21 protein-coding genes are annotated in these 19,949 nt (G+C 69.3%); 3 read left to right on the top strand and 18 right to left on the bottom strand.

Translation table 11 applies throughout. The features are described 5' to 3' along the window. The 4 genes from B7X32_RS07195 to B7X32_RS07180 form a co-directional block, all read right to left on the bottom strand. A partial coding sequence (locus tag B7X32_RS07195) for a cbb3-type cytochrome c oxidase subunit I (RefSeq protein WP_292718027.1) occupies window positions 1-1,341 on the bottom strand: 1,341 nt, incomplete at its 3' end. A gap of 5 nt (window positions 1,342-1,346) precedes the next feature. Next, window positions 1,347-2,246 (bottom strand): cytochrome c oxidase subunit II, encoded by a 900-nt coding sequence (gene coxB, locus B7X32_RS07190; protein WP_292718025.1) that lies wholly within the window; start codon window positions 2,244-2,246, stop codon window positions 1,347-1,349. Window positions 2,247-2,368: 122 nt separating this feature from the next. Next, complete coding sequence (gene erpA, locus B7X32_RS07185) at window positions 2,369-2,731, bottom strand: iron-sulfur cluster insertion protein ErpA (RefSeq protein ID WP_045272493.1); 363 nt, start codon at window positions 2,729-2,731, stop codon at window positions 2,369-2,371. A gap of 118 nt (window positions 2,732-2,849) precedes the next feature. Continuing rightward, window positions 2,850-4,265 (bottom strand): dipeptidase, encoded by a 1,416-nt coding sequence (locus B7X32_RS07180; protein WP_292718022.1) that lies wholly within the window; start codon window positions 4,263-4,265, stop codon window positions 2,850-2,852. Window positions 4,266-4,319: 54 nt separating this feature from the next. On the opposite strand from B7X32_RS07180, the gene B7X32_RS07175 reads away from it, so the two are divergent. Continuing rightward, on the top strand, window positions 4,320-4,880 hold the full coding sequence (locus B7X32_RS07175; protein WP_292718020.1) for a DUF3043 domain-containing protein: 561 nt from the start codon (window positions 4,320-4,322) through the stop codon (window positions 4,878-4,880). Window positions 4,881-4,952: 72 nt separating this feature from the next. On the opposite strand, the gene B7X32_RS07170 is transcribed toward B7X32_RS07175, so the two are convergent. The 5 genes from B7X32_RS07170 to dnaE form a co-directional block, all read right to left on the bottom strand. After that, window positions 4,953-5,975, bottom strand: coding sequence for a quinone-dependent dihydroorotate dehydrogenase (locus B7X32_RS07170; protein ID WP_292718018.1), 1,023 nt, complete (start codon window positions 5,973-5,975; stop codon window positions 4,953-4,955). 45 nt (window positions 5,976-6,020) lie between these two features. Next, window positions 6,021-6,494, bottom strand: a complete 474-nt coding sequence (nrdR, locus tag B7X32_RS07165) for a transcriptional regulator NrdR (RefSeq protein ID WP_292718015.1) — start codon at window positions 6,492-6,494, stop codon at window positions 6,021-6,023. A 10-nt stretch (window positions 6,495-6,504) separates the two neighbouring features. Then, window positions 6,505-7,839, bottom strand: a complete 1,335-nt coding sequence (gene hisD, locus B7X32_RS07160) for a histidinol dehydrogenase (protein ID WP_292718012.1) — start codon at window positions 7,837-7,839, stop codon at window positions 6,505-6,507. Between the two features lie 6 nt (window positions 7,840-7,845). After that, complete coding sequence (locus B7X32_RS07155) at window positions 7,846-9,303, bottom strand: CvpA family protein (protein ID WP_292718010.1); 1,458 nt, start codon at window positions 9,301-9,303, stop codon at window positions 7,846-7,848. A 172-nt stretch (window positions 9,304-9,475) separates the two neighbouring features. Continuing rightward, window positions 9,476-12,994, bottom strand: coding sequence for a DNA polymerase III subunit alpha (gene dnaE, locus B7X32_RS07150; RefSeq protein WP_292718008.1), 3,519 nt, complete (start codon window positions 12,992-12,994; stop codon window positions 9,476-9,478). 65 nt (window positions 12,995-13,059) lie between these two features. Here dnaE and B7X32_RS07145 point away from each other — a divergent pair, with 65 nt between their 5' ends. After that, window positions 13,060-13,545, top strand: coding sequence for an NUDIX domain-containing protein (locus B7X32_RS07145; protein ID WP_292718006.1), 486 nt, complete (start codon window positions 13,060-13,062; stop codon window positions 13,543-13,545). Window positions 13,546-13,563: 18 nt separating this feature from the next. Here B7X32_RS07145 and B7X32_RS07140 read toward each other — a convergent pair whose 3' ends face one another. The 4 genes from B7X32_RS07140 to B7X32_RS07125 are packed head-to-tail and all read right to left on the bottom strand — an operon-like array spanning window position 13,564 to window position 16,079. Then, complete coding sequence (locus B7X32_RS07140) at window positions 13,564-14,136, bottom strand: GNAT family N-acetyltransferase (protein WP_292718004.1); 573 nt, start codon at window positions 14,134-14,136, stop codon at window positions 13,564-13,566. 49 nt (window positions 14,137-14,185) lie between these two features. Then, a complete protein-coding gene (locus B7X32_RS07135; RefSeq protein WP_292718002.1) occupies window positions 14,186-14,914 on the bottom strand; it encodes a hypothetical protein in 729 nt (242 codons plus the stop codon). Then, window positions 14,911-15,450, bottom strand: a complete 540-nt coding sequence (locus tag B7X32_RS07130) for a DUF6114 domain-containing protein (RefSeq protein WP_292718000.1) — start codon at window positions 15,448-15,450, stop codon at window positions 14,911-14,913. Before B7X32_RS07130 ends, B7X32_RS07135 begins: the two co-directional genes overlap by 4 nt. 14 nt (window positions 15,451-15,464) lie before the next feature. Beyond that, window positions 15,465-16,079, bottom strand: a complete 615-nt coding sequence (locus B7X32_RS07125) for a DUF6230 family protein (protein WP_292717998.1) — start codon at window positions 16,077-16,079, stop codon at window positions 15,465-15,467. Between the two features lie 118 nt (window positions 16,080-16,197). Between B7X32_RS07125 and B7X32_RS07120 the strand changes: the two genes are divergently transcribed. Then, complete coding sequence (locus B7X32_RS07120; protein ID WP_292717996.1) at window positions 16,198-16,797, top strand: TetR/AcrR family transcriptional regulator; 600 nt, start codon at window positions 16,198-16,200, stop codon at window positions 16,795-16,797. A 26-nt stretch (window positions 16,798-16,823) separates the two neighbouring features. On the opposite strand, the gene B7X32_RS07115 is transcribed toward B7X32_RS07120, so the two are convergent. The 5 genes from B7X32_RS07115 to sepF all read right to left on the bottom strand — a co-directional run bounded on the left by B7X32_RS07115 (window position 16,824) and on the right by sepF (window position 19,934). After that, window positions 16,824-17,747 carry an RluA family pseudouridine synthase gene (locus B7X32_RS07115; protein WP_292717994.1) on the bottom strand — a complete coding sequence of 308 codons (924 nt, stop codon included), beginning with the start codon at window positions 17,745-17,747 and terminating at the stop codon, window positions 16,824-16,826. Between the two features lie 2 nt (window positions 17,748-17,749). Beyond that, complete coding sequence (locus B7X32_RS07110; RefSeq protein ID WP_292717992.1) at window positions 17,750-18,361, bottom strand: signal peptidase II; 612 nt, start codon at window positions 18,359-18,361, stop codon at window positions 17,750-17,752. Between the two features lie 57 nt (window positions 18,362-18,418). Next, window positions 18,419-18,988, bottom strand: a complete 570-nt coding sequence (locus B7X32_RS07105) for a DivIVA domain-containing protein (protein WP_292717990.1) — start codon at window positions 18,986-18,988, stop codon at window positions 18,419-18,421. A 136-nt stretch (window positions 18,989-19,124) separates the two neighbouring features. Then, window positions 19,125-19,406: a YggT family protein gene (locus B7X32_RS07100; protein WP_292717988.1), complete on the bottom strand. Its 282-nt coding sequence runs from the start codon at window positions 19,404-19,406 to the stop codon at window positions 19,125-19,127. A gap of 27 nt (window positions 19,407-19,433) precedes the next feature. After that, entirely contained in the window at window positions 19,434-19,934 is a 501-nt protein-coding gene (sepF, locus tag B7X32_RS07095) for a cell division protein SepF (RefSeq protein WP_292718029.1), read from the bottom strand. Window positions 19,935-19,949: the final 15 nt, after the last annotated feature.

Genomic DNA, 19,949 nt, shown 5'->3' with positions numbered 1-19,949 from the left:
GGTGCGCTGGAACTGCAGCCGCTGGAACTGGAACTGTCGGTACCCACCGGCCTGCACCGCCGCATCGCCTACGAACGCCTGTTCCTGGATGCCTTCAACGGCAACCATGCGCTGTTCGTGCGCGACGACGAAGTACGAGTCGGAGAGGAAGAAGTCCAGCGGCGGGGAGGCCAGGATGACACCGGTCAGGCCGCCGAAGACGAACGAGACCAGGAAGCCCAGCGCGAACACCATCGGCGTCTCGAAGGTCACGGACCCTCGCCAGAGCGTGCCGATCCAGTTGAAGATCTTCACACCGGTCGGCACCGCGATGAGCATCGTCATGAGCGCGAAGAACGGAAGCAGCACACCGCCGGTGACGTACATGTGGTGCGCCCACACGGCGACGGACAGGGCGGCGATCGCGATCGTCGCGTAGACCAGGGTCTTGTATCCGAAGATCGGCTTGCGGCTGAACACCGGGAAGATCTCGGAGACGATGCCGAAGAACGGCAGCGCGATGATGTAGACCTCGGGGTGGCCGAAGAACCAGAACAGGTGCTGCCAGAGGAGCACGCCGCCGTTGGCCGGGTCATAGATGTGCGCGCCGAGCACGCGGTCGGCGGCGGCGGCCAGAATGGCCGCGGCCAGCACCGGGAACGCCATCAGGATCAGCAGGCTGGTGATGAGGGTGTTCCACGAGAAGATCGGCATGCGCCACATGGTCATGCCGGGGGCGCGCATCGTGATGATCGTGGTGATGAAGTTGACCGCACCGAGGATCGTTCCGAAACCGGACATTCCGAGGCCGAGCATCCACAGGTTGCCACCGGCGCCGGGGGTGAACGACGCGCTCGCGAGCGGCTGATAGGCGAACCAGCCGAACGAGGCCGCGCCCTGCGGGGTGAGGAAGCCGGCGACCGCGATCGTGGAGCCGAACAGGAACAGCCAGAACGCGAAGGCGTTCAGACGCGGGAACGCGACGTCGGGTGCGCCGATCTGCAGCGGGAGGATCGCGTTCGCGAAGCCCGCGAACAGCGGGGTCGCGAACATCAGCAGCATGATCGTGCCGTGCATCGTGAACAGCTGGTTGTACTGCTCCTTCGTCGGGATGATCTGCATGCCCGGCGAGAAGAGCTCGGCGCGGATGATGAGAGCCATCACGCCGCCGAGGAGGAAGAACAGCACCGAGGCGATCAGATACATGTATCCGATGGTCTTGTGGTCCGTGGAGGTGATCCACTTGACGACGATGTTGCCCTTCTGCTCGACGCGGGTCGAGCTGAGCAGAGCCGCCTGACGCGGCGGGATCGTCGTCGGACGCGCGCCGACCTCAGACGTGTCGGGAAGAGTGCTCGTCATTCTGCTTACTTCGCTTCCGAGTCGGTCGTGGGCTTGCCGGTGCCGGGGTAGTTGGTCAGGCGGTTGTAGGCATCGGTGATGTCACCCGTGTTGCCCTCGTCCTTGAGCTTGGCGAGGTACGACTGGTAGTCAGCGTCGCTGACGACCTTCACGTTGAAGAGCATCATCGAGTGGTACTCGCCGCAGAGCTCGGCGCACTTGCCCTGGTAGGTGCCCTCGCGGGTCGGCGTGAAGGACCACGAGTTGTCCTTGCCGATGTACATGTCCTTCTTGTAGAGGAAGTCGATGATCCAGAAGGAGTGGATCACGTCGCGCGACTGCAGCGTGATCTTCACGGTCTTGTTGACCGGCAGGTACAGCGTGGGCAGCGCCGCCTGGTCGATGTTGCCAGCCTTGTCGGGCTGCGCCTGGACGCCCATGGTCCACACGGCGTCGGAGTTGTCCTTCTCCTTGCCGTCGTACTGGAAGTCCCAGGCCCACTGCTTGCCGATCGCGGTGATCGCGACGTCCGGCTTGTCGTACTGCGTCTCGATGATCGTCTGATCACGAGCCGTGAAGGCGAACATGCCGAAGATCAGGATCAGCGGCACGATCGTGTAGAAGATCTCGAGCGGCATGTTGTAGCGCAGCTGCACCGGCAGCCCCGTCTGACCCTTGCGGCGGCGGTAGGCGATCGCAGCCCAGCCCATCAGACCCCACGTGATGAGGCCGACGATCAGCAGCACGATCCACGAATTGACCCAGAGCGCGGCGACGCGATCGGTCTGGTTGGTGGCCGGCGTACCGTCCTCGATGAAGCCTGGGAGGAATCCGTGGAGCTCGGTGGGAGAGCATCCCGCGAGGGCCACGGCTGCCGCAACTCCCAGGGGGAGTGCGGCCCAACGAAGGCGGCGTTTCGAGGGCACGATGCACCTTTCAGATCACGGACGTGGGCTACCCCAGTCTAGGGCAACCTCACACCCGATTCACGCCATCCACGCAGGTTCGGCGTGGATGGCGCAGGGATGGGAGAGGGGAATTCTGCGGGTCAGTGGAAGCTGTCGCCGCACGCGCAGGAGCCCTGCGCATTGGGGTTGTCGATCGTGAATCCCTGCTCCGAAATCGTGTCCTTGAAGTCGATCGCCGCACCGTCGAGGTACGGCACGCTCATGTTGTCGATGATCACCTCGACGCCGTCGAAATCGACGGTCTCGTCGCCTTCGAGATAGCGCTCGTCGAAGTACAGCTGGTAGATCAGACCCGAGCAGCCTCCGGGCTGCACGGCGACGCGCAGCCGCAGGTCGTCGCGGCCCTCCTGCTCCAGCAGGCTCTTCACCTTCGCCGCGGCGGCGTCGGTGAGCTTCACGCCGTGCGCGGCGGTGGTCTCGGGGGTGAGGGTGATGTCGCTCATGTCGCTCCTTGGATCGGCCGTGCCCAGGCACGGTTTCCGTCAGTCGAGTCTACCGCCGCGCACGCGCGGGGCATCGATCGCGGCCGGTCACGACCGCGTCTCGATGCGTTCGGCGTCCTCAGAGGGTGATCTCGTTCATCCGCGTGAGCAGCAGCGCCTCGGTCGCCACGGCGCGGCGGAAGGTGTCGAGGTGCAGCGACTCGTTGGGGCTGTGGGCCCGCGAGTGCGGGTCCTCCACGCCGGTCACGAGGATCTCGGCGCCGGGGAATCGCTCCACCAGGTCCGCGATGAACGGGATGGATCCGCCGACGCCGAGGTCGACCGGCGCCGTGCCGTAGCCGTCGGCCATCGCACCGCGCACGAGACCAACGGCCCAGCCGCTGGTGTCGACCAGGAAGGGATTGCCCAGGTCGACGTCGGAGAAGGCGAGCTCGGCGCCGAACGGCGCGTGCGCCCTCAGGTGCGCCTGCAGCGCCGCGTACGCCTCGTCCGCGCTCTGCCCCGGCGCGATGCGGCAGCTCAGCACGACGGTCGTCTCGGGCGAGAGCGTGTTGGATGCGGCGGCGACGGACGTCGCGTCGACGCCGATGACCGTGACCGAGGGCTTGTTCCAGATGCGGCTGAGGATCGTACCGTCGCCGATGGGCGAGACGCCGGGCAGCAGCCCTGTCTCGTCGCGCAGCGTCTCCTCGGTGTACTCCGGCGTGGCGGCGTCGCGCACGGTCAGTCCCTCGACCGCGACGGATCCGTTCTCGTCCCACAGCGTGTTCAGCAGGCGGATGGTCGCGAGCATGGCGTCGGGCACCGCTCCCCCGAACATTCCGGAGTGCGAGGCGTGGTCGAGCGTGCGCACGGTGAGGGTGAAGCGCACAGCGCCGCGCAGCGAGACCGTGAGCCCTGGCGTGTCGGAGTCCCAGTTGCCCGAGTCGGCGACGACGATCGCGTCGGCGCGCAGGGCATCTTCGTTGTCGGTAAGGAACTGGGCGAAGGAGCGGGATCCGTACTCCTCCTCCCCTTCGACGAACATGGCGATGCCGAGGTCCAGGTCGTCGCCCAGCGCCTCCGCGACCGCGCGGATGGACGCGATGTGCGCCATGATCCCGGCCTTGTCATCGGCGGCTCCGCGCCCGTACAGGCGCCCGTCGCGCACGGTCGGCTCGAACGGCGGGGTCTCCCACAGCTCGTCGCCCCCCGGGGGCTGCACGTCGTGGTGCGCGTAGAGCAGGATCGTGGGCTTGCCGTTGCGCGCAGCCCTGCGCGCCAGGATCGCGGGCTGCCCGACCTCGTCGGTGCCGGGGATGGCCGAACGCAGCACGCGCACGCTGTCGAACACGCCCGTGCCCTCAGCGAGCTCGGCGACCGCGGCGGCGCTGCGCACGAGCTGGGTCTGATCGAAGGCCGGCCACGCGATCCCCGGGATGCGCACGAGTGCGCCGAGATCGCTGAGTGCGGCAGGGATCCCGGTGCTCACGGCGGCGGTGACGGCGGCTTCGACGTCACCGGGGGCGGTGACCGAGGAGGAGGGAGAAGTCATGCAGGTAATCTTAGAGAACACCCGTTTCCCGTTCTCTCGACCTCAGGAGCCTTCGTGCCCAGCACTCCCACCCCCGCACCAGAGGACTCCTCGGCCGACGCGAGCGGCAAGGGACGCCGCACGCCGACGCGCGCGGAGCAGGAGGCGGCCCGTCGTCGGCCGCTCGTGCCGGACACCAAGGAGGCCAAGGCGCAGGCGCGCGCCGACCTGCGCGTCCGCCAGGAGCGCCAGCGCATCGGCATGGCGAACGGCGAGGAGAAGTACCTCCCCGTCCGTGACCGCGGCCCTCAGCGCCGCTGGGTGCGCGACTACGTCGACGCCGGCTGGCACGTCAGCGAGTGGATCATGGCGCTCATGGTCGTCGTGATCGTCGTCTCGCTGATCCCGAACACGCTGGTCGCCTACTGGGCGTTCATCGGCCTGTGGGGCTTCATCGCGATCGCGATCATCGACATGGTCTTCCTCGGGATCCGCGTGAACCGCCGCATCGCCGACAAGTTCGGCAAGGACAAGCGCGAGCGCGGTCTCGCCTGGTACGCCGCCATGCGTTCGCTGCAGATGCGCTTCATGCGCCTGCCGAAGCCCCAGGTTAAGCGCGGGCAGTACCCGGACTGATCCGGACCCCCTGACAGACGAGAAGGTCCCGGTGCGCAGCGAGCGCCCGGGACCTTCTTCGTCGTGAGCGGATCAGCGCGCGCGCAGCCCGGCGCGGATCTGGCGGGCCCAGAACGGTCCGCGGTAGAGGAACGCGGTGTAGCCCTGCACGAGGGTGGCGCCGGCCTCGAGCCGCTCCCGCACCTCCGCTCCGGTCTCGACCCCTCCCACCGAGATGACGCAGAAGTCTGCGGGCACGGCGGCGCGGACGAGGCGCAGGACCTCGAGCGAGCGCTCCTTGAGCGGGGCGCCGGAGAGGCCGCCCTCCCCCGCCGCCGCGACCTTCGCGGGATCCGTGGTCAGTCCTTCCCGCGAGATCGTCGTGTTGGTCGCGATGAGGCCGTCCAGGCCTTCGGCGACCGCGAGCTCCGCGATCGCGGTGACCTCGTCGTCCGGAAGGTCCGGCGCGATCTTCACCAGAAGGGGTGTCGCGCCGGCGGCGGCCTTCACCGCGCGCAGCAGCGGTGCGAGGGTCTCCACGGCCTGCAGGCCGCGCACCCCCGGTGTGTTCGGCGAGGAGACGTTGATCGCGAGGTAGTCCGCGAGCGGAGCGAGGCGCACGGCCGAGGCGACGTAGTCGGCGGTCGCGTCCTCGACGGCGACCACACGGCTCTTGCCGATGTTCACGCCGATCACGGCGGAGGGACGGCGACGTCGCAGCTTCCACAACCGCTTCTCGGCGGCCTCGGCCCCGGCGTTGTTGAAGCCCATCCGGTTCACGACCGCGCGGTCCGGGATGAGCCGGAACAGGCGGGGCTTGGGGTTGCCCGGCTGCGGGATGGCCGTGATCGTGCCGACCTCGACGTGCCCGAAGCCGAGCGCGGACAGTCCGCGCACGCCGACCGCGTTCTTGTCGAAGCCCGCGGCGATGCCGAAGGGCGTGGGGAACGTGAGCCCCAGCGCCTGCACCTCATCGCCCGATGCGGGACGGGTCAGCGCACGCGCCGCCCAGGAGAACGGAGGCACGCCGAGGATGCGGACCACGACCATGCCGGCGTGGTGGGCGAACTCGGGATCGAAGCGCGCGAGGACGACGCGGAAGAGCAGAGGATACATCCCTGCCAGGCTACCGGTCGGACGAGGGGGGATCCGACCGGCGGGTCAGAGCGCGGCCTGCGGGGCGGCCCGGTGGTGGTCGGCGCGCAGCTCGGCGATCGACGCCTCGAAGTCCTCGAGCGAATCGAACGCCTGGTAGACGCTCGCGAAACGCAAGTAGGCGACCTCGTCCAGATCCCGCAGGGGGCCCAGGATCGCCAGGCCGATCTCGTTCGTGTCCAGCTGCGAGACGCCGGTCTGACGCACCGCCTCCTCGACGCGCTGCGCCAGGATCGCGAGATCCGCCTCCGTGACCGGCCGCCCCTGGCAGGCCTTTCGAACGCCGGAGATCACCTTCTCGCGGCTGAACGGCTCCATCACGCCGGAGCGCTTGATGACGTTCAGGCTCGCGGTCTCCGTGGTCGTGAACCGTCCCCCGCATTCGGGGCACTGGCGGCGCCGGCGGATCGACAGTCCGTCGTCGCTCGTGCGGGAGTCGATGACGCGGGAGTCCGGATGACGGCAGAACGGGCAGTGCATTCGAGAAAGCCTACGCCCCGGCAGCGGCGGCGGGCTCCGGCACGGCTGTGAACCGCGCCTCGACCGCCTCCCCGTGCGCCGGCAGCACCTCGGCGTCGGCGAGCGCGACGACCCCGTCACGAGCGCGCGCCAGCGCGTCCCGATCGTAGGAGATCACCTGCTGCGGACGGAGGAAGGTGTACGACCCGAGTCCCGAGGCGTAGCGCGCCTGTCCCCCGGTCGGCAGCACGTGATTGCTGCCGGCCATGTAGTCGCCCAGGCTCACCGGCGTCTGGTCTCCGACGAACACGGCGCCCGCGCTCGTGAAGACGGCGGCCGCCTCCTCCGCGTCCACGAGGTGCAGTTCGAGGTGCTCCGGCGCGTATGCGTTGCTGAAGGCCACCGCCGCGGCGCGATCGTCGACCAGCACGATCGCCGACTGCGGCCCGTCCAGGGCGGTCTGCACGCGGACGCTGTGCCGCGTCGCACCGGCGGCCTTCGCGACCTCGACGGCCACACGATCCGCGAGCTCGACGGAGTCGGTGACGAGGACGGCGGACGCCTGCTCGTCGTGCTCGGCCTGGCTGATCAGATCCACGGCGATGAGGCGAGGATCCGCGTCGGCGTCCGCGACGATGAGGATCTCCGTCGCCCCTGCCTCGGAGTCCGTCCCCACGACGCCGGCGACGGCGCGCTTCGCGGAGGCGACGTAGTTGTTGCCGGGCCCTGAGATGACGTCGACCGGCTCGAGGCCGATCGCCTCGACGCCGTAGGCGAGAGCGCCGATCGCTCCCGCGCCGCCGATCGCGTAGACCTCGTCCACGCCGAGCAGGGCCGCGGCGGCGAGGATCGTGGGGTGGATGCGGCCGTCCTCGCTTGACTGCGGAGGAGACGCCAGCGCGATGCTGCCGACGCCCGCGACCTGTGCGGGGACCACGTTCATGACGACGCTCGACGCGAGCGGCGCCTTGCCACCGGGGATGTAGACGCCGACGCGCCCGACCGGCTGCCAGCGCTGCACGATGCGCGCGCCCGGGCCGATCTCGGTCACACGCGGCGCCGGAACCTGCGCCGCGGAGCCCTGGCGCACCCTCTCGATGGCGGCCTCGAGCGCCGCGCGGACCTGCGGGTCGACACCGGAGAGCGCCTCGTCGATGTGCGCGCGCGGAACCCTGATCGCGTGGCCGCTCACCTGGTCGAAACGGCCGGCCTGCTCTCGCAGGGCCTCCTCGCCGCGCACGCGCACGTCCTCCACGATCGCGGTGGCGGTCGCCAGCGCTTCCGCGCGCGCAGCGGTGGCGCGCGGCACGGCCGCCAGCATCTCGGCGGTGGAGAGGGTGCGTCCCCTCAGGTCGATCGTCTGCATGCGTCCTCAGCCTCGGGTCATGTTCTCGGTGTCGTGCAGGTATCCCACGCGACCGTCGTCGTGGCGCACCACGAAGGCGCCGCCACGGTCCTCGAGAACAAGGATCCACGCTTCCGGCCCGATCGTGAAAATCGAGTCTCCTCGCGCGTCATGAACGACCCGCGTGTCCGGCGCGAGCGCCCAGAAGGGCTGGAGCTGCTCCCCCGTCGCGACCGAGCCTGCCGCGCTCGCCTCCGCACCGCCCTCCTGCGGCACGACGTCGACCGCGTGCGTGGCCACGTCGTCCGCGGACGACGGCTCGAGCAGGTCGCCGAGCACCTCCGTCATCGTGTCGGAGAGATCGCGCGGCGCGGCGTTCGAATCCGGCGCGCCGGCCGATGCACCGGCGGCGGGGTCCGTGTCCGGCTCGGCCTCGGCGACCGCCGCGGCGCGCCGCGCATCGGCGCGCGTGGCGGGTTCGCCGTCCTCCGCCTCATCCTCGTCAGGAGTCTGCGGCTCGTCCTCCTGGACTGCCGGGGCGACGGTGTCAAGGATCGCCTCCGTCGGGGCGTCAGGGCTCGACACGGCGCCGGTGAAGTCCTCCGAGGCGGGCGCCGTCACCGGCGCCGGTGCGCCGGGCAGGATCTGCCCCTCGGCGGCTGCGACGACAGGGGTCTCCCCCGAGGCCAGGAAGGATTCGCGGTGCTGCTCGGGGACGTAGCCGGTCTCGCCCTCGACCACCGCGCCCGTGACGCCCGTGGCCGAGAGATGTCCGGCCGCGCCCACCTCGTTGTCGTGCAGCAGACCCGGATCCACGTCGTCCTCGTTCTGCGGATCGGAGACGCTGCCCCTCGCCCGCACCGGACGCGGGCGTGAGAACACGGGGCGCACCGGGTTGGCGCGGCGATGCGCGAGGGTCTCCGTGCGCTCCTCGAAGTCCTCACGGAGCCCGGGGACGAGCGCGGCGAAGACGGTCGCCACGACGAGCACCAGCATCAGCAGGATCTCGAGCCACAGCGGCCAGGTGACCAGCGGGGACCGGCGGGTCGCGCCGACCAGATCCAGTTGCTGCCACAGCAGGACGACCCAGCTCACGAGCGCGACCGAGAAGGCCACCGAGGCGAACTGATCGATGCCGAGCGATCCGACCCGGCGGATCCCCTCGGGAGACAGCCTGCGGAGCACGATGAGGAACACGGCCGCGGTGGGCACGCCGATGGCGAGCGCCCAGGCGCCGTTCATCGTCCACACCGTCGCGGCGCTGTCCAGCACGCTCCCGCCGCCCGGGACGAAGGAGAGCGCGAAGGCGATCACCCACGCGCCGATCATGATCAGCTCGCGCAGCGTGAAGCCGAACCAGCCCTGCTGCGGCGCCGCAGCGGGCAGGGGCCCGTCGTCGACCTCGATGTCGGACGAGGGGGTGGCGTTCGAAGTCGGAACCTGTTCTTCCTGCGCCATCTCAGCGGAGGGGACGTCGCCGGTCATCGGTGTTTCCTTTCGTCGTGCGGCCGCTGGGGGCTTCGGCCGTCGAACGGGACCCGATATTACCCGGCGGCGGTGGAGACCTCCTGAGCGACGTCCGTGCGCCTCGCTCGCCCTCCCCGCCGGGCGGGGGCGAGACGAGGAGCGAACGAGGAGACGGATGCGCCGCGGGCGATCACCCCAGGCACTGCGGACCGAGCAGCGACTTCAGATCGCCGAACAGGTCCGCGGTGACGGTCACCGGCATGGGCACCTCGAAGACCTTGGCGCGTCCGCCGCGATGCATCTTCAGCATCACCTCGGTCTCGCCGGCGTGGCGCCGCAGCACATCCGCCAGATCCTCGATGACGCGCTCGGTGGCGCGCTGCTCCGGCACCAGCAGCGACAGCGGGCCCGCGGCGTCGAAGGAGCCGACGTCGGGCGTGAACGCCGACTGCGCATGCAGATTCATGCCGTCGTCGCGACGGGAGACGCGCCCGCGCACCGCGAGGATCGTGTCCTGCTGCAGCATGCTCTGGAACTCGAGGTACGTCTTGCCCATGAACATGATGGTGATCTCGCCGCCGAAGTCTTCGACGGTGATCATGCCGTAGGGGTTTCCGCTGGCCTTGGCGACGCGGTGCTGCACGCTCGTGACGAGTCCGGCGATCGTGACCTGGTCGCCGTCCTGGAGATCCTCGGACTCCAGCAGGCTGTTGATCGCGATCGAGGCGTGCTTCGCGAGCGGGACCTCGAGACCTGCGAGCGGGTGATCCGACACGTACAGCCCGAGCATCTCGCGCTCGAAGGCGAGCTTGTCCTTCTTCGTCCACTCGGGACGAGCCGGCACCTTGGGAGGCGCGACCTCTTCGATCTCGTCGTACAGGCTGTCGAAATCGAACCCGATGGCGCCCTGCGCCTCGTTGCGCTTCTGGCCGACGGACGCCTCGACCGCGTCCTCGTGGATCTCCACGAGGGCGCGCCGGGTGTCGCCCATCGAGTCGAACGCGCCCGCCTTGATGAGCGACTCGACCGTGCGCTTGTTCGCGACGTGCAGCGGCACCTTCTTCAGGAAGTCGTGGAAGGAGGTGAAGTTCTCCTCCTGGCGACCCTGCACGATGCCCTCGACGACGTTGGAACCGACGTTGCGCACCGCGCCGAGCCCGAAGCGGATGTCCTCGCCGACGGCCGCGAAGAAGTTGATCGACTCCCGCACGTCGGGCGGCAGCACCTTGATGCCCATGCGGCGGCACTCGTTCAGGTACAGCGCCATCTTGTCCTTGGAGTCGCCGACGCTGGTGAGCAGTGCCGCCATGTACTCGGCGGGATAGTGCGCCTTGAGGTAGGCGGTCCAGTACGAGATCACGCCGTAGGCGGCGGAGTGCGCTTTGTTGAACGCGTAGTCGGAGAAGGGCAGCAGGATCTCCCAGAGCGCGTTGACCGCGCCGTCCGAATACCCGTTCGCGTGCATTCCGGCCTGGAAGCCCTCGAACTGCTTGTCCAGCTCGCTCTTCTTCTTCTTGCCCATCGCGCGCCGGAGGATGTCGGCCTGTCCGAGCGAGAACCCGGCCACGCGCTGGGCGATCGCCATCACCTGCTCCTGGTAGATGATGAGGCCGTAGCTCTCCTCCAGGATGTCCTTGAGCGACTCGGCGAACTCCGGGTGGATCGGCGTGATCTCCTGCAGGCCGTTCTTGCGGAGGGCGTAGTTCGTGTGCGAGTTGGCGCCCATCGGGCCGGGGCGGTACAGCGCGATGAGGGCCGAGATGTCGCCGAAGTTGTCCGGCTTCATCAGGCGCATGAGCGCGCGCATCGGGCCGCCGTCGAGCTGGAACACGCCGAGCGAGTCGCCTCGGGTGAGCAGGTCGTAGGAGGGGCGGTCGTCCAGCGCGAGGTCTTCGAGCACGAGCTCCTCGCCCCGGTTCATCCGGATGTTGGCGAGCGCGTCCGAGATGATCGTGAGGTTGCGCAGCCCCAGGAAGTCCATCTTGATGAGGCCGAGCGACTCGCAGGACGGGTAATCGAACTGCGTGACGATCTGGCCGTCCTGCTCGCGCTTCATGATCGGGATGATGTCGATCAGCGGATGCGAGGACATGATGACGCCGGCGGCGTGCACGCCCCACTGGCGCTTCAGGTTCTCCAGACCGAGGGCCGTGTCGAACACGGTCTTCGCCTCGGGATCGGACTCGATCACGACGCGGAACTCGCTGGCCTCCTTGTACCGCGGGTGCTCCGGGTTGAACATGCCGTCGAGCGGCATGTCCTTGCCCATCACGGCGGGGGGCATCGCCTTGGTGAGCTTCTCCCCCATGCTGAACGGGAAGCCCAGCACGCGGCCCGCATCCTTCAGCGCCTGCTTGGCCTTGATCGTGCCGTAGGTGACGATCTGCGCGACGCGCTCGTCGCCGTACTTCTCGGTGACGTACTGGATCACCTCGCCACGGCGACGGTCGTCGAAGTCGACGTCGAAGTCGGGCATCGAGACGCGGTCCGGGTTCAGGAACCGCTCGAAGATGAGTCCGTGCTCGAGCGGATCGAGGTCGGTGATCCTCATCGCGTAAGCCGCCATGGATCCGGCTCCGGATCCACGGCCGGGACCGACGCGCACGCCGTTGTCCTTGGCCCAGTTGATGAAGTCGGCGACGACGAGGAAGTAGCCGGGGAACCCCATGGACGAGATGACCTCGACCTCGTAGTTCGCCTGCTTGCGCACCGCGTCCGGGATGCCGCCCGGGTAGCGGTAGCGCAGCCCGTTCTCGACCTCCTTGATGAACCAGCTCTCCTCGGTCTCGCCGTCCGGGACGGGGAAGCGAGGCATGAAGTTGGCGCCGGTGTTGAACGAGACGTCGCAGCGCTCGGCGATGAGCAGCGTGTTGTCGCACGCCTCGGGGTGCTCGCGGAACACCTGCCGCATCTCCGCCGCGGACTTGACGTAGTAGCCGTCGCCGTCGAACTTGAATCGATTCGGATCGTCGAGGGTCGAGCCGGACTGCACGCAGAGCAGCGCCGCGTGGCTGGTCGAGTCGTGCTGGTGCGTGTAGTGCAGGTCGTTCGTGCCGACCAGGGGGATCCCCAGGTCCTTCGCGATCTTCAGCAGGTCGCCGGTGACGCGCCGCTCGATCTCGAGCCCGTGGTCCATGATCTCGGCGAAGTAGTTCTCCTTGCCGAAGATGTCCTGGAACTCGGCGGCCGCCGCGCGCGCCGCGTCGTACTGCCCCAGGCGCAGCCGGGTCTGGATCTCGCCCGAGGGGCAGCCCGTCGTGGCGATCAGGCCCTTGGAGTACTTCTGCAGGATCTCGCGGTCCATGCGCGGCTTGAAGTAGTAGCCCTCGAGGCTCGAGGTCGAGGAGAGCCGGAACAGGTTGTGCATGCCCTCCGTGGTCTCGGAGAGCAGGGTCATGTGCGTGTAGGCACCGGATCCGGAGACGTCGTCGCGGCGCTGCTCGGGCGAGCCCCACTGCACGCGCGACTTGTCGCTGCGATGCGTGCCGGGGGTGACGTAGGCCTCGATGCCGATGATCGGCTTGACCCCGGCCGCCTGCGCCGCCTTGTAGAACTCGAACGCCGCGAACGTGTTGCCGTGGTCGGTCACGGCGACGGCCGGCATGCCCTGAGCGACGGCCTCCTGCACGAGCGGCCCGATGCGCGCGGCCCCGTCCAGCATCGAGTACTCGCTGTGCACGTGCAGGTGGACGAAGGAGTCTGATGCCATGCTCCGAGTCTACGTTTCGGGGTGGGACATCGAGGCCCCGCGCGCCCGCCGATAGCCTGAATCCCATGACCACCCCCGACTTCGTCCTGGCGTTGCGCGAGCACATCGGCCACTCTCCGCTGAACCTCGTCGGCGTCACCGCGATCGTGTTCCGCGACGAGAAGGTGCTGCTCGGAAAGCGCGCCGACAACGGCGCCTGGCAGGCGGTGTCGGGGATTGTGGAGCCCGGCGAGGAGCCCGCCGACGCCGCAGTGCGGGAGTGCCTCGAGGAGGCCGGCGTGGCGGTGAAGGTGGAGCGGCTCGCGCTCGTGCAGCAGCTCCCCCGCGTGACGTACGCGAACGGAGACGAGGTCGACTACCTCGATCTGGTGTTCCGCTGCACCTGGGTCTCGGGCGAGCCGCACCCGGCCGACGGCGAGCTCACGGAGGTCGGCTTCTACGATCTCGCCGCGATGGGCGACGTCGACGACGCCCACGTGCGCAAGATCGCCCTCGCCGTGGCAGAGGACGATCCCGCGCACTTCCGCGGCGGCAGGCCGCTTCGGGCCTGATCGACGGAAACCCGGCGTCTACCGCAGATCCAGGCGCATCAGCACGCGCGGGAAGCCGTCGAGGACGGATCCGGTGTCGGCGGCCTTCACGAAGCCCGCCGACTCGAACAGGGAGCGGGTGCCCGCGTACGCCATCGTGAGGTTCACCTTCGCGCCCTCGTTGTCGAGGGGATACCCCTCGATCGCCGGCGCGCCGCGCTCTCGCGCGTGGGCGACGGCGCCCTCGATCAGCGCGTGCATCAAACCCTGTTTACGGTGGCCCGGCCGCACGCGGAAGCACCACAGAGACCAGACGTCGAGATCGTCGACGTGCGGGATCAGCCGGTTGCTCGCGAAGCTCGTATCACGCCGCGGATGCACGGCCGCCCAGCCGACCGGCTCGTCACCCAGGTACGCGATGACGCCCGGCTCCGGGTCCTGATGGCAGAGCGCGCGCATCCGGTCCGCCCGAGCCTGCCCCTGCAGCGCACGGCTCTCCGCACCGCCGATGCGATAGCTCAGACAGAAGCAGGAACTCGACGAAGGGTTCTTGGGCCCCACCAGCGCCGCGACATCCTCGAACACGGTCGCAGGGCGCACCTCGATGCTCATGCGCCCAGTCTGCCCGGCAGCGCCGACATCCGCGCGGCGCCGCACAGGTTCAGGGCTCGACGATGCGCTGGTCCGTGTTCGTGTAACTGATCGAGTCGGCGATCGTCCCCACGAGGCCCATCGTGACCCGCAGCAGGCCCGGCTTGACGTCGTCCAGGGGCGGGGGCGTGTCGGTGCCCAGGGTCAGCGCGCGGCCGTCCTGCGTGGTTGCGGTGACCGATCCCAGGTACACGCTCACGTGCCCGGTGAGGGTCATCGTGTCGGCGTTCGTGACGAGTCCCGCCTTGTCCGGCGGACGGACGGTGAGCGAGAACCCCGAGATCGTGATCGAGTCGGCCGAGATCTTCAGGGCGCGGATCGTGCTGCCGTCGATGGTCGGGACATCGACGATCGAGATCCCGCTGAGGCCGGTGAAGGAGAGCCCCTGCGATCCCATCGAGGCCGGGGTCTTCGTGAAGACGGGCGCGCTCTCGTCCCTCGTCGCGGCGACCGGGGTCGGCGCGGGAGTGGGCGCGGGAACTCCCGGAGCGTTCGGCGTCGTCGCGCCCGGCGCGGAAGGCGCACCGGGCACCGCGGGCAGTCCGGGCAACGAGGGAATCGGCGTCCCCGACTTCGGCGGGGGCGTCGTCGGCGTCGGGCTCGGAGAGGGGCACCACAGCAGCGGGATGCACAGCCCGGTCGGCTGGGACGTCGGCGCGACGGCGGCTCCCAGCGTCATCGGCGCGACGAGGGCGAGCGCCGCCAGCAGGGCGGCGCCGGGACGGCGGTGCGGCTTCACGACGCCGCCTCCTCGGATCCGCCCGCGGCCACGGGGTCGCGCGGTCCCATCCAGGCGACGACGAGCACCGCCCCGGTCCCGGCGAGGAGCATCCCGATGATGAATCCGCCGAGGTTCACGCCGATCAGCGAGTAGATCGCCACCACCAGCGCGATGATCCCGTAGAACACGTGATGCGCGGGCATCGTGACCGCGAGGATCCCGAGCACGAGCAGCGCGATCGGGATGATCGTCGCCTGCAGCCCCTCGATCCCGAGCTGGACGTGCAGATGTCCGATGTCGAGCTGCCCGGAGAAGAACATCTCGATGCCGCCGAGCGCGACGAGCAGACCTCCGACGAACGGCCGCTGCCGCCGCCAGTGCCGGAATCCGCGCGCAGGCGCCGCGTCGGACGCGACGGCGCCCGTGTCCTCAGGGGTCTCGAGCGCGTCGGATGACGCGGGCTCGGTCGCGGGGCGGACCGGGCGCAGCGCCGGCGCATCGGCGTCACGCGGAACGCGCCGTGCGGATCCGCGGGTGCTCGCGTCGTCGGTCATCGCAGCCTCGTCGTTCAGAAGCATCCCTGCGAACCGTCCGTCAGCTCCAGTGTCATGCCCGTGAGGGTGAACACCGAGGCCTGGGTGCTCCAGGCCGTCTGCTGCAGGTTCTTGATCGTGACGGTGTCGGCGTCCTGGGCGAAGTCGCCCGCGGAGCCCTTGGCCTCGGTGTTGACGGTCGAGGCGTCGACGCCGATGCGGATGGCGCCGAACGACGCGTCGCCCTTGAGGCCGGTCATGCCGATCTGCAGGTCGCTGGCGGACGCCGGGTTGCCGTTGCCGCCCGCCTTGATGAGCACGCCGACCTTGCCGAGCGGCGTGTCGGTGATCACGGACTGGCAGAGGTCGGAGAGCGTCGCGCTCTTGATGTTCGCGATCGCGACCGTGTGCTCCTTGCCCTCCGTGTCCTTCGCGACACCGGCGTACTGCGAGAAGCCGCTGCCCTCCAGCTGGGAGGCGCCGATCTGGAACTGGCTCCCCGACACGGCGAACGAGACGGGCACGGCGCCCTGGGCGACTCCGCCCATCAGGGCTGCGGCGACGACGCCCGCGGGGATCGCCACCAGGGCGATGCGGCCGGCGTGGGACGACCCGAGCTTGCGGACACGGTCGGACTTCGGGAACTTCATCGATCCTCCTCCAGTGCGCCGGCTGCGATGGCGGCGCTCACCTGGTCGAGTATATTGCCCGTTGACTCAGAGTCAATACCAGACACGGCCCGCGCTCCCCGCACACTAGGCTCGGGGCATGCCCGACCTGCGACGCGTCCGACTCACACCGGAGGAGCGTCGTGCCCAGCTCGTCGCGACCGGGGTGAACTTCCTCGCCGAGCATTCCCTGGACGAGCTCACGATGGACGTGCTCGCCCAGCGCGCCGGTGTGTCCCGCCCGCTGCTGTTCCACTACTTCGACACCCGCCAGGGCATGCATCTCGCCGTCGTCACGATGGCGAGGGACAGCCTGCTGCTGGCCTCGGAGCCCCGCGACGACCTGGAGCCGCGTGCACGGATCCGCGACACGCTCCTGCGCATCACAGAGTTCGTGCGCCAGCACCAGGGCACGTTCCACTCGCTCGTGCGCGGCATCGCGAGCGGCGACCCCGCCGTCCGCCGGGTGGTCGACGAGTCGCGAGACCTCAACGCCGAGCGGCTGCTCGACGCGTTCACCGAGCTCGGTACGCCGAACACGCCGGGACTACGGGTCGCCCTGCGGTCCTGGGTGTCCTTCACCGAGGAGACCCTGATCAGCCTCGTCATCGACCGCGACGAGGATCCGGAGGTCGTGGTGCGGTTCCTGGAGGCCACGCTCGACGGCGTGGTCTCCGCGACGGGCGAGCTGCCCCTCTGAGCGCGCGGAGCTCCGGGGTCCGGGGCTCAGTCCTCGCCGCGGAGCACGTCGAGCGCGTGCTGGAAGTCGGCGGGGTACGGCGACTCGGTCTGCACCCACACGCCGGTGACCGGATGGGCGAAGCCGAGCCGATGCGCGTGCAGCCACTGCCTCGTCAGCCCGAGACGCGCCGACAGCGTCGGGTCGGCGCCGTACAGGGGATCCCCGACGCACGGGTGCCGGTGCGCGGCCATGTGCACGCGGATCTGATGCGTCCGACCGGTCTCCAGGTGGATCTCCAGCAGCGATGCGCCGGGGAAGGCCTCGAGCGTCTCGTAGTGGGTGACCGAGGGCTTGCCGTCCGGGATGACCGCGAACTTCCAGGAGTGGTTCGGGTGCCGCCCGATCGGCGCGTCGATCGTGCCGGCCAGCGGATCCGGGTGCCCCTGCACGACCGCGTGATAGATCTTCTCGACCGTGCGCTCCTTGAAGGCGCGCTTGAGCTCGGAGTACGCCGCCTCGGACTTCGCCACCACCATGAGACCGCTCGTCCCCACGTCGAGGCGGTGCACGACGCCCTGACGCTCTGGGGCGCCGCTCGTGGCGATCCGGAAGCCCGCCGCGGCCAGGGCGCCGACGACCGTCGGCCCCTCCCAGCCCAGGGACGGGTGCGCGGCGACGCCGGTGGGCTTGTCGACCACCACGATGTCGTCGTCGTCGTAGACGATGCCGAGATCGGGCACGGCGATGGGTTCGATCCGCGGCTCCTGCTTCGGCGCCCACTCCACGTCCAGCCAGCCGCCGGCGCGCAGTTTGTCAGCCTTCCCCAGCACGGTGCCCTCGAGGGACACTCCCCCGGCCTCCGCGACCTCGGCCGCGAACGTGCGCGAGAAGCCGAGCATCTTGGCGAGGGCGGCATCCACCCGGACGCCGTCCAGCCCGTCAGGGACGGGGAGCGAGCGGGATTCCACTGTCAGTCCTCCGAAGCGGCGCGCTCGCGGCGCGCAGCGCGCTGCGCGTCCGCCTCGGACGCCGCACCGTCGGCGGCGGGGGCACCCTCGGCGGCGGCCGATCCGGACTCGCCGTCCTCGACCGACTCGGTCGTCGGCTCGTCCTTGTGGTCTCGTTCGCGGGTGCCGTCGAGGCGGAGCCCCACGATGATCAGCAGGGCGATCGAGATCATGCCGCAGACGATGAACATGTCCGCGACGTTGAAGATGGCCGGCAGCATCCACGGCATCGAGATCATGTCGACGACATGTCCGACACCGAATCCCGGTTCGCGGAAGATCCGGTCCGTGAGGTTTCCGAGCACGCCGCCCAGCAGCCCGCCGAGCACCACGGCCCACAGCCGCGCGCGCACCGAGAACGCCTTCCACACGATCACGCACGCGACGACGGCCAACGCGATCGTGAAGACCCACGTGTAGCCGGCGCCGATGGAGAACGCCGCCCCGGAGTTGCGGATGTAGAAGAGCTGCAGGAAGCCCCCGAGCACGGGAACGACCTGCTCCTGGGGCAGGTGGGTGATGGTGAGGTACTTCACAAACTGGTCGGCGGCCAGCACGAGCACTGCGAGAATCACAATGATCGCGCCGGCCGCCGAACCGTGAAGCGGTTGACGCCGGGTCAACGGGGCCCCTTACTGCGCGGAGGAGGCGTCCCCGCTGGGGCCGCCCTTCTCGTCGAGGTCGCGGAGCTGACCCTCGATGTAGCTGCGCAGCTGCGTGCGGTACGAGCGCTCGAAGTCGTGCAGCTCGGTGATCTTGCCCTCGAGCACGTTGCGCTCGCGCTCGAGACGCGAGGTCTCCTCGCGCTGCTTCTGCTCGGCGTCGGCCAGGATCTTCGAGGCCTGGGCCTTCGCGTCGGCGATGAGCTGGTCGCGCTGGGACTTGCCCTCGGCGACGTGCTCGTCGTGCAGACGCTGCGCGAGCTCGATGATGCCGGCGGTCGCGGCGGCCGGAGCACCGGTCTCGGCGACCGGGGCGGCGACGGGCGCCGCGGCGGCCGGAGCCTCGGCCGCGGGAGCGGCCTTCTCGCCGGACTCGTAGGCGGCCAGCTTGGCCTTCAGCTCGGCGTTCTCGTCGAGGGCCTTACGCCACTCGAGCACGACCTCGTCGAGGAAGTCGTCTACCTCGTCGGGGTCGAAGCCGTCCTTGAAACGGACGTGCTGGAACTGCTTGGTGACGACGTCATCCGGGGTCAGTGCCATGGGTGGCTCCTCTTTCGATGAGTTCTCGGTGGCCGGGTGGAAATGGCGCCTGCCCCTCGGCGTGCACCTTCAGAAAAGCATAGCCTTCCGATCGCGGCGCCGCGAAGGCGCGCACGAGCGGGCGCGGCGAAGCGCCCTAGATGAACGATCGCGTGATCGACATCAGGATGAGCACGATGATCATCGTGAGCGTGAACCCCAGGTCGAGTGCGACCGGTCCGATCCTCAGCGGAGGAATGAGGCGTCGGAACAGCCGGATCGGCGGATCCGTGAGCGTGTAGACGATCTCGGCGACGATCAGGCCCGCACCGCGGGGGCGCCACGAACGGTTGAAGATGGGGATGTACTCCAGGATCAACCGTGCGAACAGCGTGAGCAGGTACAGCAGCAGCAGGATGTTGAGAATCGCTGCGATCATGGAGACCGCGGGCGGCACCACCACGCGTCAGGAGTGCGCGAGCGCGGGCTCGTCGCCCCCGGCGATCCCGCCCTGTCCCGACACCGCGATGCTCTCCGGCGACAGCAGGAAGACCTTGCTCGTCACGCGCTCGATGCGCCCGTACAGGCCCAGCGAGAGCCCGCTCGCGAAGTCGATCAGCCGGCGCGCATCGGCGTCGCTCATCTGCGAGAGGTTGATGATCACCGGGATCCCGTCGCGGAAGCTCTCCGCGATGACCTGAGCATCGCGGTACTGCTTCGGGTGCACCGTGAGGATCTCGTTCACGGCGCCGACGGACGGCTGACGCACGGCGGTCGGACGACGCAGCGGCGTCACAGGAGCCGGCTTCGCCTCCTCGCGCTCGCGACGCACCTCGTCACGACGGATCGGCTCGTGGCGGATCTGCTCCTGGCGGGCGCTCTGCGCGGCCGGAGCCTGCTCCTCGTAGACCTCTTCCTCATCGGCGAGGCCGAGGTAGACCATGGTCTTCTTCAGCGGGTTCCCCATCGTGTCCTCCGAACG

This window comes from Microbacterium sp. 13-71-7, from assembly GCF_002257455.1.
Taxonomy (GTDB): Bacteria; Actinomycetota; Actinomycetes; order Actinomycetales; family Microbacteriaceae; genus Microbacterium.
The sequence above is the reverse complement of the archived record's forward strand: the minus strand, read 5'-3'. Positions and strand labels throughout refer to the sequence as shown.